Genomic DNA, 13383 nt, shown 5'->3' with positions numbered 1-13383 from the left:
GCAATCCACTTGAAAGTGCCTTGCATAGATCGGCGTTATTCGGGATCTTCGCGGATTCTCGCTTCCGCGGCCCGGGAAATGATCTCGTCAACGGTCTCCGCGACCGTTTGGCGGGAGGTGTCCAGCCAAAGGCCGATGCGTGGGGTTTCGCTCCTGAGTGAGCCGTTGAGCTGGGCTATCGTCCAACCGCCGCCGTAGCCGATCTTGTTTCTGGCCTCTTCCCGGCGCTCCACCGCCGCGGGGTCGGGTGCCAGGACGATCACATGAAGAGGACGGCTATGTATCAACTTCATAAACCGTTCCAAGTCCTGCCCGAGAATGACATCTTGAACTATTGCCGTGAACCCTGCGTCGAAATACATGTCCGCCGCATTCGCGGCAATTCGATATCGCAAGTGAAGCTGCCGCACCGCCTCGTCCGGCACATCCGGGGTCATGTCGGCGCGCCCGCCGACCACCATGCGCCGGAACGCGTCACCCCGGACGTGCGCCGAGCGCGGCAGCCGCTCCGCCAGCGCCTGGGCGACGGTGGACTTGCCGGCGGCCGAGACGCCGGTGATCAGGACGACTCCCTTCACGCCCCCACCAGCTTGCGCACCCGGTCGGCGCCCACGGCCATCAGCAGCGTGGGCAGGCGCGGCCCCGTGTCGCGGCCGACCAGCAGCCGGTAGAGCAGGGCGAAGAAGGCCCGCTGCGCCGTCTTCAGCTCGGGCGTGGCCTTGGCGTCCGCGGGCAGCCCCGCCTGGAGCTTGGGCACGCCGTAGACGAGCGTGGTCAGGCCCTCCAGTGACCAGTCGTCGAGCCCGTCGGCCAGCAGCCGCAGCGACTCCAGCTCGTCCGGTCCGAGCGAGTCGAGAAGTTCCTGGTCGGGGGCCTCGCGCACGCGTACGCGCTGGTCGGCGGGCAGGTGGTCGTCGACCCAGCGCTGCGCCCGGTCCAGGCGCGGACGGGCCGCGTCGAGGGACTCGACGCTGTCGAGGTCGCGCAGGATGCGCAGGGTCTGGTCGGCGTGCCCGGTCGTGATGTCGACGACGGAGGCCAGCGTCCGGTAGGGCACCGGGTGCGGAGTGCCGGGCAGCCAGCCGGCCGCCGTGCCCACCGCCCGCCGGTAGGCCGCCAGCTCGGCGGGCTGGGCCTGCCCGGCGGTGACCTTGCGGCCCAGGGCGTCCCACTCGTCGTAGAGCCGCTGGATCTCCTGGTCGAAGGCGATCTTGAAGGACTGGGCCGGCTTGCGGCGGGCGTACAGCCAGCGCAGCACCGGGGCCTCCATGATCTCCAGCGCGTCGGCCGGGGTCGGCACGTCGCCCTTGGAGCTGCTCATCTTGGCCATGCCGGTGATGCCGACGAAGGCGTACATGGGGCCGATCGGCTGCGCGCCGCCGAACACCTCGCCCACGATCTGGCCGCCGACGATCCACGCCGAACCGGGTGAGTGGTGATCGACCCCGGACGGCTCGAAGATCACGCCCTCGTGGGCCCAGCGCATCGGCCAGTCGACCTTCCACACCAGCTTGCCGCGGTCGTGCTCGGCCAGGCGCACGGTCTCGCCGAACCCGCACTCACAGGTGTAGGCCAGCTCGGTGGTCTCGTCGTCGTAGGCGGTGACCGTCGTCAGGTCGCGCTCGCACAGGTCGCAGTAGGGCTTGTACGGGAAATAGTCCTCGGCCTGCTCGGACCTCGCCTGCTTGGGCTCGCCCGGCTTGGAGCGGTAACGCGACAACACGGCGTCGATCCTGGCCCGCTCGCGCACGGCCACCAGGATCTGCTCGCGGTAGGCCCCCGACGTGTACTGCTCCGTCTGGCTGATGCCGCGGAACTCGACGCCCAGCTCCTTCAGCGCCGCGATCATGGGCGCCTTGAAGTGCTCGGCCCAGTTGGGGTGCGGGCTGCCGGGCGGCGCGGGGACGGAGGTGAGGGGCTTGCCGATGTGCTCGGCCCACGACGGGTCGATGCCCGCGGGCACCCGCCGGAAGCGGTCGTAGTCGTCCCACGACAGCAGGTGCACGCACTCCAGGCCGCGCCGCCTGATCTCGTCGGCGACCAGGTGGGGCGTCATCACCTCGCGCAGGTTGCCCAGGTGGATCGGGCCCGACGGGCTCAGCCCGGATGCGCAGACGATCGCTTCGCCGGGGGCGCGTCTCTCCGCTTCGGAGATCACCTCGTCCGCGAACCTGGAGACCCAGTCGGTCTCGGCAGTGTCAGCCATCGCGCCATTGTCGCGGGTCCGCCGGGTTCAAGCCAACGCGTTACCGATCACCCCGGCTCCTGCGGCTCGATACGGGGGTCGGAGAAGACCTCCGCGACGTCGGGATCGACCCGCCCGGCCGCTCCGCCGGTGACGCGTAGCACGTATCGCCCGGGGGCGACCGCCACCAGCCCGAAGGCCGCGTCGGCGTCGTCGGCGGTCAGGCCGAGGAGCCGCAGCGCGTCGTCGAGGGTGGCGTCCGGTGGCAGCCGCACCTGGACCAGGGTCACGTCAGGCGGCCCGCGTCCGGTTCTGCCTGGCGAGCGCGGCCACGACGGCCGGCGGGTCGATGACGCCGTAGCCGTAGTCGTGGTCGAAGCCGACCGTGCTGCGGTCGTCGGCCGTGCGGTGCAGGAGCGTGCGGAGCTGAGAGGGGGACAGCTCGCCCGCGGTCCTCTGCGTACGGACGGCGGCGACCACGCCGGCGGCGACGGGGCAGGCCGCCGAGGTGCCGGTGTCGGCGGCGCCGGTCGCCTCCGAGCCGGCGAAGTGCGTGTAGGCGCACAGGTCGGGCTTGCGCTCCGACAGCCGGCCCGGACCCTGCGAGGAGTAGCCGACCCGCTCGCCCCGGGTGTCCACGCCGCCGACGGACAGGACGCGCGGATGGGAGTTGGCGCCCACGATCGACCGGTCGGAGTAGCCGCACCGCCGGTCGGGGCATTCGCGGCCGCAGTTGCCCGCCGAGAACAGGATGTCGGCGCCCGCGCCCTCCAGGCTGCCCACGATCACGTTGAACGGGTGCGCGGGGTTGTCGGAGTAGTTGCCGGGATGGCCGGGCGGGAAGTCCGTGTCGGGCGAGAACAGGCCCCAGCTGTTGGTGACCACCAGGGACCTGGAGTCGTCGGGCATGGCCTGGATGACGCCGTTCAGGTGCGCGTACGCGGCGATCGCGTCGGACAGCAGCCCGGCGATGGTCGACTCCCGGGTGAGCAGGACCGGGATGTCGAGCAGGGTCGCCTTGGGCGCGGCGATCAGCGCGTCGAAGGCGCACATCGAGCCGTGGCCGACGGGGTGGCGGCCGGGGGTCTTGGCCAGGCCCGGCGGGCTCCAGCTCCGCGCCTCGTCCACGGCCACGTCGTGGCCGATGCGGGCCGCGACGTGGTCGGCGTTGATGCCGGTGTCCACGACCGCGATGCTCACCCCCTCGCCGTCGTAGCCGGCCGCCCAGAGGTCGTGGACGTGCAGGAGCCGCCTGACCGCCTCCCAGTCGCCGACGGGGCCGTCTCCGCCGCAGGTGACGTGCCGCTCGATGGCCGGGTCGGCGAACAGGCCCGTCACCTCGCGCACGGACGAGGACAGCAGGACCGACCGGGTGGACAACTCGGTGTCGGGGATCTCCCCGCGCACGAGCACCGAGGCGTCCTCGGGGGCGAGCGAGAACTGCACCCGCTGGTTGAGCGACAGCGGGGCTCCGTCGGCGGAGACCGGCCGGGGGACGGGCACGGGGGTGAAGCCCTGGTCGAGGAGGACGCCGGGGAGTTCGGTGACGACGTCGGCCACCGTGCTGCGGACACCGGGGTCGATCACCGAGGCGACGACGTCGGGGGCCGGGCGGAGCTGGATCAGAACGCGCATGAGATCCTCTCTGTTACTTTGTCATTACTCAAAGTAACTATGCCCGGCCGCTGTCATGACGACTCCTTTGACATTGGGCGACGGAAATTTCCCGCCGCCCACGTCGCGGCTACAGGGTGGCGGCGTAGGGGTCCCAGCCGGCCGGCAGCGGCTCCGGCGCGGCCAGGGTGGAGGCGATCGGCTGGAACGCCGCCCGCTCACCCGACTCCGTGATGGCCGCCATCAGCTCGAGCACGTGGTAGGCCAGCTCGCCCGACGCCCGGTGCGGCGCTCCGGCGCGGATCGCCCTGGCCAGGTCCAGCACCCCGATGCCGCGCCCCGCCGTGGTGCCCGTCAACGGCAGCTCCCGCCAGTCCGCGTCGTGCAGCCCGCGGGCCAGCAGCGGGCCGTCGAACGTGTTGGGGTCGGGCAACGACAGGGCGCCCTCGGTGCCGATGATCTCGATCATCCGGCGGTTGACCGCCGAGTCGAAGCTGAACGTGGCCGTCGCCGTCGCCGTGCCGGGGAAGTCCAGCAGGGCGTTGACATGGGTCGGCACGTCCACGGGGAAGACCGTGCCCTCCTTGGGCCCCGAGCCGACCACGCGCTCGTCACGGGCCCTGCGCGTGCCGGCCGCCACCCGGACGACGGGGCCGAGCAGGGACACCAGCGCGGTCAGGTAGTAGGGGCCCAGGTCGAAGAGCGGGCCGGCGCCCGGCTGGTAGAAGAACTCGGGGTTGGGATGCCAGGACTCCGGGCCCAGGCTCTGCGTGGCCGCCGTGACGGCGACCGGCTCGCCCACCAGGCCCGAGCGCAGGGCGTGCAGCGTGGACTGCAACCCGGCGCCCAGGAACGTGTCGGGCGCGCCGCCCACGCGCAGGCCCCGGCCGGCGGCCTCGGCCATGACCTTGGCCGCCTCGTCCATGTCCATGGCCAGCGGCTTCTCCCCGTACACGTGCTTGCCGGCGCGCAGGGACTCCAGCGCGACGGCCGCGTGCGCGGACGGGATCGTGAGGTTGACGACGATCTCGACCTCGGGCAGCGCGAGCACCGCGCCGAGGGTGCCGGACGTCGGCACGTCGTGCTCACGCGCGACGGCCTCGGCCCGGTCGGTGTCGATGTCGGCGACGGCGACCACGCGCACGTCGGGGAAGGCGGTGAGGTTGCGGAGGTACTGGCCACTGATCACTCCGGCGCCGACCAGGGCGACGCCGACGGGGCCGTTGCTCAAGAGCCCTCCAAGGAGGTGAGGTAGGCGTGGCTGTCCGCGAGGGCGGCGAAGACGTCGGTCGCGCACTCGTCGAGCTCGACGACCCGCCGGGCGGCCGGGGCGGCGGCGAGGATCTCCGGCACGGGCATGACACCCGCGCCCACCGCCGTGTGCGGCTCGCCCTTGACCACCGGCCCGTCCTTGACGTGCAGCGCCAGCACGCGCTCGCCCAGGCGGCCGAGCAGGGCGGGCACGTCGGCGCCGCCCACGGCCGCCCAGTAGGTGTCGATCTCCAGGAAAACCCCGGGAGCGAGCAGGTCGGCCAGCGCCTCGATGGCGTGCCGGCCGTCGATCTCGGGCTCGATCTCCCACCAGTGGTTGTGGTATCCGATCCGCATCCCGTGCCCCGCGGCCTGCTCGGCCAGGCCGTTCAGCAGGTCGGCCGTGCGCGCGAGACCGTCGCGCGTGGTGAACTCCTCGTGCGCGATGCCGCCGGGGATGATCACCAGGTCGGTCCCGACCGTGGCGATCGCGTCGAAGACCTTCGCGGGCTCCTCGCTGAGCAGCGCGTACGCGTGCGTACCCGACACGCTCAGCCCCAGGTCCCCGGCGACCCGGCGAAACCCCTCGGGATCGGCCGTGGGGTCGTAGGGCTCGACCGACCGGTAGCCGATCTCCGCCAGCCGCCGCAACGTGTCGTCGCGGTCGGCGGCCATGGCGTCCCTGACGGTGTAGAGCTGGACGCTGATCGGTTCGGTCATCCGCGTACCCCCATGAGGTGCTCGAGTGCGAGCTGGTTGAGGTGGGTGAAGTGGAAGCCGCGGGCCGCCGCCGCCTCGACGTCGAAGTCGTCCCCGGCCAGGTCGGCCCACGACTCACCGGCCGCGAGCGTGGGCTGGGAGAGCTCGTCCACGCGGGAGGCGCGCAGGGCCTCCTGCACCTCGGGGTCGGCGCGGAAGGCGCGCGACTTCTCCTTCAGGATCAGGTAGGTGCGCATGTTCGCCGCGGCCGAGACCCACACGTCCTCGGGGTCCTCGGTGCGCAGCGGCTTGTAGTCGAAGTGGCGGGGGCCGTCGTAGCCGCCGTTCTCGAGCAGGTCCACCAGGAAGAAGGCGCTCTTGAGGTCGCCGTGGCCGAAGATGAGGTCCTGGTCGTACTTCGGGCCGTGCTGGCCGTTGAGGTCGATGTGGAAGAGCTTGCCGTGCCACAGCGCCTGGGCGATGCCGTGCACGAAGTTGAGCCCGGCCATCTGCTCGTGGCCGACCTCGGGGTTGAGGCCCACCATCTCAGGGTGCTCCAGCTCGCCGATCAGCGCCAGGGCGTGGCCGATCGTGGGCAGCAGGATGTCGCCGCGGGGCTCGTTGGGCTTGGGCTCGAGGGCGAAGCGGAGGTCGTAGCCGCGGTCGATGACGTACTGGCACAGGAGGTCGAGGCCCTCCTTGTAGCGGGCCATGGCGGCCTGGACGTCCTTGGCCGCGTCGGACTCCGAGCCCTCGCGGCCGCCCCAGCACACGTAGGTCTTGGCGCCCAGCGAGGCGGCCAGGTCGATGTTGCGGATGACCTTGCGCAGCGCGTAGCGGCGGACGTCGCGGTCGTTGCTGGTGAAGGCGCCGTCCTTGAACACCGGGTGGGTGAACAGGTTCGTGGTGGCCATCGGGACCTTCATGCCGGTCTCGTCGAGGGCCTTCCTGAAGGCGGCGATGGCCTTCTCGCGGTCGGGCTCGACGGCGAGCAGGTCGTCGTCGTGGAAGGTGACGCCGTGCGCGCCCAGCTCGGCCAGGCGGTGCACGCTCTCCACCGGGTCGAGCGCCGGACGGGAGGCGTCGCCGAAGGGGTCGCGGGCCTGCCAGCCCACGGTCCACAGGCCGAAGGTGAAGCGATCGTCGGGAGTGGGAGTGAATGCGGTCATTTTGTGGCCCTCTACCTTTAGTCCATAATCTGTACATAATCCTTAGGAGGTGAACGGGGTGTCGTCAAGAGGGATCAGGCATGATTCCATGCGCGCCCGTAACCTCGCCGTAGTGCTGGCGACCATCCACGGATCAGGACCTCACACCCGCGCCGCGCTCGCCGAGATGACCGGGCTCACCAAGACCACCGTGTCCAGCCTGGTCGCCGACCTGCTCGAGGCGGGGGTGGTGACCGAGAGCGGGGCCGTGCGGGGCGGCGAACGGGGGCGGCCCGGGGTGGCGGTGAGTCTGAGCGGGCACCGGGTGGCCACGCTGGGGCTGGAGGTCAACATCGACTACCTGGCCGCGTGCGTGGTGGACCTCAGCCGTACGGTGCGGCTGCGGCGTACGCGGCAGGCCGACAACCGCAACTCCGACCCCGTCCGCATCCTCGAGGAGCTGCGCGACCTGGCGAAGGAGGTCACGGTCGCGGCCGAGGAGACCGGGCTGCGGGTCATCGGCGCGGCGCTCGCCGTGCCGGGCACCGTCGAGGGTGGGGTGCTGCGCAGCGCGCCGCACCTCGGCTGGCGGGACGTGCGCGTGGCCGACCTGGTGGAGCTGCCCTTCGCGGTCGACAACGAGGCGAACCTGGCGGCGCTCGGCGAGCTGTGGTTCGGCTCGCGGGAGCCGGACTTCCTCTACGTGTCCGGCGAGATCGGCATCGGCGCCGGCCTGGTGGTCGGCGGGACGGTGTTCAAGGGCACCTTCGGGCTGGCCGGCGAGCTGGGCCACGTGGTCGTCGTGCCCGACGGGCCCACGTGCCGCTGCGGCGGCCGGGGCTGCCTGGAGGTGTACGCGGGCCAGGACGCCCTGCTCGGCGAGCTGACCTCGGTGGCCGAGCTGGTGTCCCGGCTGGAGTCGGGCGACCCGCGGGCGGTCGCGGCCTGCGAGCGGGCCGGGCACGCGCTCGGCGTGGCGCTCACCTCCGCCGTGCACCTGCTGGACCCCGGCAGGATCGTGCTCGGGGGCGTCTACGCGCCGCTCTTCCCCTGGCTGAACGGGCCGGTGTCGGAAGGGCTGGGCGCCCGGCTGGGACAGATGCGCGGCACGCCGCCCGCGCTCGTGGTCTCGGGCATCGGCGCCGACGCGGCCGTGCTGGGCGCCGCCGGGCTGATCATCCAGCAGCTCCTGGCCGAGCCGGCCCAGATGCTCGGGCTCTAGTAGTAGCCCTTCTGGCCGTCGAGCAGCTCCCTGATCGTGTCGAGCTGGCCGACGTGCCTGGCGGTCTCCTCGACCATGTGGATCAGCATCCAGCGCAGCGTCGCCTGGGCGGAGCCGAAGTCGGGGTGCTTGCCCACGTCGTCGAGCGAGTGGGCGGCGGCGATCTCGTTGGAGACCTCGCACTGGCGCTCGAACTCGTCGAGCAGCCGGGTCAGCGGGACACCCTCGACGCGCATGTCGGCGTCCTCGGCCGACTCGTCGAACTGCGGGTTCCCGCCGAAGTCGCGGCCCAGGAAGAGCACCTCGAACCAGCAGTGCTCCGTCCAGCGCATGTGGGAGACCAGGCCCGCCACCGTCATGAGCGGCGAGGTCGGCAGCACCGGCCGGTACGCGTCCTCCTCCGACAGGCCCTCGCACTTCCATCGGACCAGCGCGCGCTGCATGTCGAGCCAGCCGACGAGCTGGGTGCGTTCGTCGGCCACGAAGGGAGGGCGTACACGGGGAAGACTCATGGGCGCCGACGCTACTTCAGCGACCCTGGTGTCGCACGGTATTTTTCATGGCGAGGAGCTTATGAACCCTTCCAGCCCGATCCGGCGCTCGCTGTTCCTGCACGCCTCGCTCCGGCGCAGGCCGGCCGCCGTGCTGCGCCGCATGCTCGAGCTCGTCGACGACGACACCCTGCCCGGAGAGCCGCAGGCCGCACTTGAGCGGCGGCTGGCGGAGCTGCTGGGCAAGGAGGCCGCGCTGTTCTTCCCCACCGGCACGATGGCGCAGCAGGTCGCGCTGCGCGTGCACGCCGAGCGCCGCGGCAGGTCGGCCTTCGCCGCACACCCGCAGACCCACCTGGACGGCTGGGAGATGCAGGGCTACGCCGTCGTCCACGGCCTGCGCCTGCACCGCGCCGGCGACCGCCACGAGCTGATGACCACCGCGGACATCGAGGCCGTCGCCGAGCCGCCCGCGGCCGTGCTCTGGGAGCTGCCGCAGCGCGACCTCGGCGGCCTGCTGCCCGAATGGGCGGATCTGCGCGCCCAGACCGACCTCGCGCGGGCCAGAGGGGCCGCCGCCCACCTGGACGGCGCCCGCCTCTGGGAGGCGCAGACCTACTACGACCGGCCCCACCACGAGATCGCCAGGCTGTTCGACTCCGTGTACGTCTCGCTCTACAAGTCGCTGCAGGGCGTCGCCGGCGCCGTCCTGCTGGGCGAGGCCGGCTTCGTCGCCGAGGCCGGCGTCTGGCTGACCAGGCTCGGCGGCCACGAGCCCGAGACCTGGCCGCAGGTGCTGACGGCGCTGGCCGGGCTCGACACGCTGCTGCCGCGCATGGCGGCCTTCCGTGCGCACGCCATCGCGATCGCGGCGGCGATCAACAAGGACGGCGCGGCGTACGCCTACCCCGATCCGCCCCAGACGCCCCTGTTCCACGTGCACGTGCCGGCCGGACGGCGGGCCGTCACCGAGGCCGGCGCCGCCATCCTGGCCGAGCGAGGGGTACAGATGTTCGCCCGGGTGCGCTCGGCGCCCGACCCGCGCCGGTCGAGCTTCGAGATCACGGTGGGGGAGAACGCCATGGAGTTCGCGCCCGAGGAGGTCGCCGGGCTCGTCCACGAACTCGTGGAACGAGCGGGCGGCACCTGAGCTTTGCAGGTGGGAGCTGACGGCTTCATGAGCGGGACCTGACGGGCTCTACGGGCGGGAGCTGAGGGCGAACACCTTGACGTTGGGGGCCGCGCCGCTGGTGAACGAGAGCGCCTCCCGGGCCGGGTCCACCGGGACGGAGACGCGCCAGATCGTCACCTTGCGGCCGTCCGCGGTGCCGTTGACGTTGTAACGGGTGCCGGCGGTGAGCGCGGCCTGCTCGCCGAAGTGCGGGGACGTGCTCGCCCAGTCGGTCACCTTCAGCGGCGCCTTGGAGGTGGTGCCGTCGGCATAGGCGATCGTGAGCTCGGTCTGCTGGTCCCCGTTCACGGCCGTGACCAGCAGGTCGAGCGCCTGATAGCGGCCCAGGGCAAGGTAGGTGCGCTGGCCCCGCAGGCTGTGGAAGTTGCCCGCCGTGCCCTTGGTGTCGGGGATCAGGTGACCGTCGCGCGGCCCCGGCGCGGGAAGCTGCTCGGCCGGGAAACTCCAGCCCTTGCCGTCCAGGTTGCCCTGGGACTTGGCGTCGGCGGTGGCCACGCCGTCCACGTCGTACTGCAGGCGCTGGGCGCAGGAGGAGCCGACCGGCACGCAGGCCCCGGGCAGGTTCGGGATCGGCTCCGACGCGGTGGGCACGTGGTCCACCGGCAGGTCGGCGGCCTGGGTGGCCCACGACTTGTCCGCGGTGGCGCCCACGTTCACCACGACGTCGCCGCCCTCGTTGAGCAGCGACTCCGGCAGCCAGGAGCGGGTGTACGCCTTGCCGCCGACCTGCACGTCCTGGACGTAGATCGCCTCCGGGGCGGCCTGCGGAGCCGTCACGGTGATCGTTCTGCCGTTGCCCCGGTTGATCCACGCCTTCGGGAACATCGGGCTGGACAGGAGCATCTCGGCGCGGCTGGGCGTCTGGGGGTACATGCCGAGGGCGGCGAAGACGTACCAGGCGGACATGGTGCCGAGGTCGTCGTTGCCGGGCAGGCCGCCGGGGCCGGTCCGGTAGACCAGGGACGCCATCGCGCGTACCGTCTCCTGGGTCTTCCAGGGCAGGCCGAGTGCGTTGTACAGCCACGGGACGTGGATGCCCGGCTCGTTCGTCGGGTCGTAGCGGAAGCCGTCGCCGCCGGTCGCCCAGGAGCCGTCGGGGCGGTGGAAGAACGTGTCGAGCCGCTCGGCGGCCCGCTGCCGGCCGCCCATCGCGGCGGCCAGGCCGGACACGTCGTGCTGGACCATCCACGTGTAGGTCGCGCTCGTGCCCTGGGCGAAACCGGCGTCCGAGGTCGCCGAGAACGGCCACAGCCAGCTTCCGTCGGCCTTGCGCGCCTGCTGGTAACCGCCCTCGGCCCCGGCCGACGGGTTGAACGTGTTGCGCCACCAGCTCGCCCGCGGCATCAGCGCGTCGCGCTCCGCGTCGTCCCCGAGCCGGTCGGCCCAGTCCGCGAGGGCGAAGTCGGCGGCCGCGTCCTCCAGCGTCTCGGCGGCGCCGCCCCAGCAGTGGCAGGTGTCCTGGGGGGCGTACCTGAGCCGCAGATATTCGGCCAGGTTCGGGCGCTGGCCCTCGCACTGGCCCGGGCAGCCCTTGTCGGACAGGCCCGACAGGTGCGGCACGGTGGCCTGCCTCACCAGCGACTCGAACGCGCCGCGCACATCGAAGTTGCGCACGCCGAGCGAGTAGAAGCCGGCCAGCGCCGGGGCCGACGGGTCGCCGGTCATCACGTGGGTGGGGCCGTTGACGTGCACCCAGCGGTCCCAGACACCGCCGTTCTGCCGCGCCAGGTTGTACAGCGACTGGGCGTAGTCGCCGGCGACCTCGGGTTCGAGCAGGGCGAGGAGCTGGGTGTGCGCGCGGTACTGGTCCCAGCCGGAGAAGTTGCCGTACTGGGCCTGCTGGCCGCTCTCCAGCCGGTGCACCTTCTGGTCGCTGCCGAGGTAGGTGCCCGCGACGTCGCTGGTGACGTTGGGCTGCAGGTAGGCGTGGTACATCGCGGTGTAGAACGTCGTGAGCAGATCGGCGGAGCCGCCGGCCACCTCGACGGAGCGGATCCGGTCGTTCCAGGCCGTGCGCGCCTTGGCGGCCACGGACTCGACCGTGTCGCGCGGGGCCAGCTCGCGGGCCAGGTTCTCCTTGGCCGCCGCCAGGCTGGTGTAGGAGATGCCGACCCGCATGCCGACGTCGGCGTCCGTGGTGGTGTCGAAGCTGACGTAACCGCCGGAGCCGCGGCCCGCGCGGTCGGCGCCGGTGGCGTAGCCCTCGCCGCCGCGCGCCGTGGTGGTGCCGGGGCGCAGCTCGCCGTCGACCCACGTACCGGTGCCGGAGAAGGCGCGGTCGAACGAGGCCACGAAGTGCAGCCGGTAGTAGCTCTTGCGGTTGTTCACGCCGCCGTTGGCGCGCCGGCCGCAGAACGCGCCGGTCAGCACCGAACCGGAGACGGTACGCGTGGCCGGGTCGATCGTGATCTCGGCGTCCTCGCTGCCGTTGAGCGAGTTGGACACCCGGAACAGCAGGTTGGCCGCGGCGCCCTTGGGGAAGGTGAACGCGCCCGCGCCCGCGCGGGTGGTGACCGCCAGGTCGGTCTTGACGCCGGAGTTGAGCGTGACGGTGTAGCGGCCGGGCTCGGCTCGCTCGTTGCCGTGACTGAAGTCGGCCGCGAAGATCCTGTCCGTGGTGTCCGCCGTCGGGGACGAGGTCACCTCACCGGCGAACGGCATGATCGGCACGTCTCCCGCGGCTCCTGGATGGCAGCCGGCGCCGTTGACGTGCGTCAGCGCGAAGCCGCGTACACGGGGGGTGTTGTAGGAGTAGCCGTTGGCGCCCGCGGCGTTGGTCTGGTCGCCCGCGGTGTTGGTCGGGCTCCACGAGATCATGCCGAACGGCATGACCGCGCCGGGATAGGTGTTGCCGCCGTTGGCCGAGCCGATCAGCGGGTCGACGTGGCGTACGGGGTCGACGTCCTTCACCGGCGGGCGGCTCGGAGCGGCCGAGAGGCTCGGGCCGGTCGGCAGTGGGGAGGCGGCGGCCGGCGGGACCGCGACGCAGGTGCCGAGCAGGGCGCCTAGGGTCGCGACGGCGAGCCACGAACGGGGAGAGAGCACCTCGTGATCACACTGCTCCAGATTAACCGGGTCATGAACGCGCAAGTAAGTGCGGGAGAAAATCTTCGGCGAGGATGTCGAAGACCCCGGGCCGGCTCCGACCGAGGGGTAGACAGAGAGTCACCACCCGAGGAGACCAGCATGAAGTACATGATCATCATCTACGGCAACAAGGAGCTGTGGGAGTCGTTCTCCGGCGAGGACACCCAGCGCGCGATCGACGAGCAGGACGCGTTCAACCGCAAATACGTCGAGACCGGGGAACTGCTCGGCGCGTACGGGACCGCCGACGCCGCGGAGGCCAGGACCGTACGCGTCCGCGGGGGCGTCCCGGCCGTGACCGACGGCCCGTACCTGGAGTCCAAGGAGCACCTGGCGAGCTGGTACCTGATCGACGTGGCCGACGAACGGCGCGCCCTGGAGCTCGCCGCCGAGGTGCCGTTCGCCTCGGTCGGGGCGGTCGAATTGTGGCCCGTACCGCACGAAGCCCCCGGCAACCGTTTGTAATCGCGCGGGAAGATATCAATCCCGCCAAC

At 71.8% G+C, this 13383-nt stretch carries 12 protein-coding genes; 3 read left to right on the top strand and 9 right to left on the bottom strand.

What is annotated here, in order from left to right; all coding sequences use genetic code 11:
* Positions 1–35: 35 nt before the first annotated feature.
* From AB0I15_RS41485 to xylA, 7 genes are all read right to left on the bottom strand, one after another.
* Positions 36–578, bottom strand: coding sequence for an AAA family ATPase (locus tag AB0I15_RS41485; protein ID WP_358108774.1), 543 nt, complete (start codon positions 576–578; stop codon positions 36–38).
* Complete coding sequence (lysS, locus tag AB0I15_RS41480; protein WP_358108771.1) at positions 575–2206, bottom strand: lysine--tRNA ligase; 1632 nt, start codon at positions 2204–2206, stop codon at positions 575–577. Before lysS ends, AB0I15_RS41485 begins: the two co-directional genes overlap by 4 nt.
* Positions 2207–2253: 47 nt before the next feature.
* The gene (locus AB0I15_RS41475) at positions 2254–2460 is read right to left on the bottom strand and encodes a hypothetical protein (protein ID WP_358108768.1); all 207 of its coding nucleotides are present in this window, start codon (positions 2458–2460) and stop codon (positions 2254–2256) included.
* Positions 2461–2476: 16 nt separating this feature from the next.
* Positions 2477–3820 (bottom strand): S8 family serine peptidase, encoded by a 1344-nt coding sequence (locus tag AB0I15_RS41470; protein ID WP_358108765.1) that lies wholly within the window; start codon positions 3818–3820, stop codon positions 2477–2479.
* A 109-nt stretch (positions 3821–3929) separates the two neighbouring features.
* Positions 3930–5030 carry a Gfo/Idh/MocA family oxidoreductase gene (locus AB0I15_RS41465; RefSeq protein WP_358108762.1) on the bottom strand — a complete coding sequence of 367 codons (1101 nt, stop codon included), beginning with the start codon at positions 5028–5030 and terminating at the stop codon, positions 3930–3932.
* Complete coding sequence (locus AB0I15_RS41460; RefSeq protein ID WP_358108759.1) at positions 5027–5770, bottom strand: sugar phosphate isomerase/epimerase; 744 nt, start codon at positions 5768–5770, stop codon at positions 5027–5029. The genes AB0I15_RS41465 and AB0I15_RS41460 overlap by 4 nt, the downstream gene beginning before the upstream one ends.
* Positions 5767–6918 (bottom strand): xylose isomerase, encoded by a 1152-nt coding sequence (gene xylA / locus AB0I15_RS41455; protein ID WP_358108756.1) that lies wholly within the window; start codon positions 6916–6918, stop codon positions 5767–5769. The genes AB0I15_RS41460 and xylA overlap by 4 nt, the downstream gene beginning before the upstream one ends.
* A gap of 112 nt (positions 6919–7030) precedes the next feature.
* Here xylA and AB0I15_RS41450 point away from each other — a divergent pair, with 112 nt between their 5' ends.
* The gene (locus AB0I15_RS41450; protein ID WP_358108753.1) at positions 7031–8119 is read left to right on the top strand and encodes an ROK family transcriptional regulator; all 1089 of its coding nucleotides are present in this window, start codon (positions 7031–7033) and stop codon (positions 8117–8119) included.
* Here AB0I15_RS41450 and AB0I15_RS41445 read toward each other — a convergent pair.
* Positions 8116–8631, bottom strand: a complete 516-nt coding sequence (locus AB0I15_RS41445; protein ID WP_358108750.1) for a DinB family protein — start codon at positions 8629–8631, stop codon at positions 8116–8118. The genes AB0I15_RS41450 and AB0I15_RS41445 overlap by 4 nt on opposite strands.
* Before the next feature lie 61 nt (positions 8632–8692).
* Between AB0I15_RS41445 and AB0I15_RS41440 the strand changes: the two genes are divergently transcribed.
* Positions 8693–9760, top strand: a complete 1068-nt coding sequence (locus tag AB0I15_RS41440; protein ID WP_358108747.1) for a beta-eliminating lyase-related protein — start codon at positions 8693–8695, stop codon at positions 9758–9760.
* 48 nt (positions 9761–9808) lie between these two features.
* Here AB0I15_RS41440 and AB0I15_RS41435 read toward each other — a convergent pair whose 3' ends face one another.
* Positions 9809–12847 carry a GH92 family glycosyl hydrolase gene (locus AB0I15_RS41435; RefSeq protein WP_358108743.1) on the bottom strand — a complete coding sequence of 1013 codons (3039 nt, stop codon included), beginning with the start codon at positions 12845–12847 and terminating at the stop codon, positions 9809–9811.
* 141 nt (positions 12848–12988) lie between these two features.
* On the opposite strand from AB0I15_RS41435, the gene AB0I15_RS41430 reads away from it, so the two are divergent.
* Positions 12989–13354, top strand: coding sequence for a YciI family protein (locus AB0I15_RS41430; RefSeq protein WP_358108740.1), 366 nt, complete (start codon positions 12989–12991; stop codon positions 13352–13354).
* Positions 13355–13383 lie beyond the last annotated feature (29 nt).

The sequence above is a fragment of the Nonomuraea sp. NPDC050643 genome (genome assembly GCF_040654715.1).
Classification (GTDB): domain Bacteria; phylum Actinomycetota; class Actinomycetes; order Streptosporangiales; family Streptosporangiaceae; genus Nonomuraea.
The sequence above is the reverse complement of the archived record's forward strand: the minus strand, read 5'-3'. Positions and strand labels throughout refer to the sequence as shown.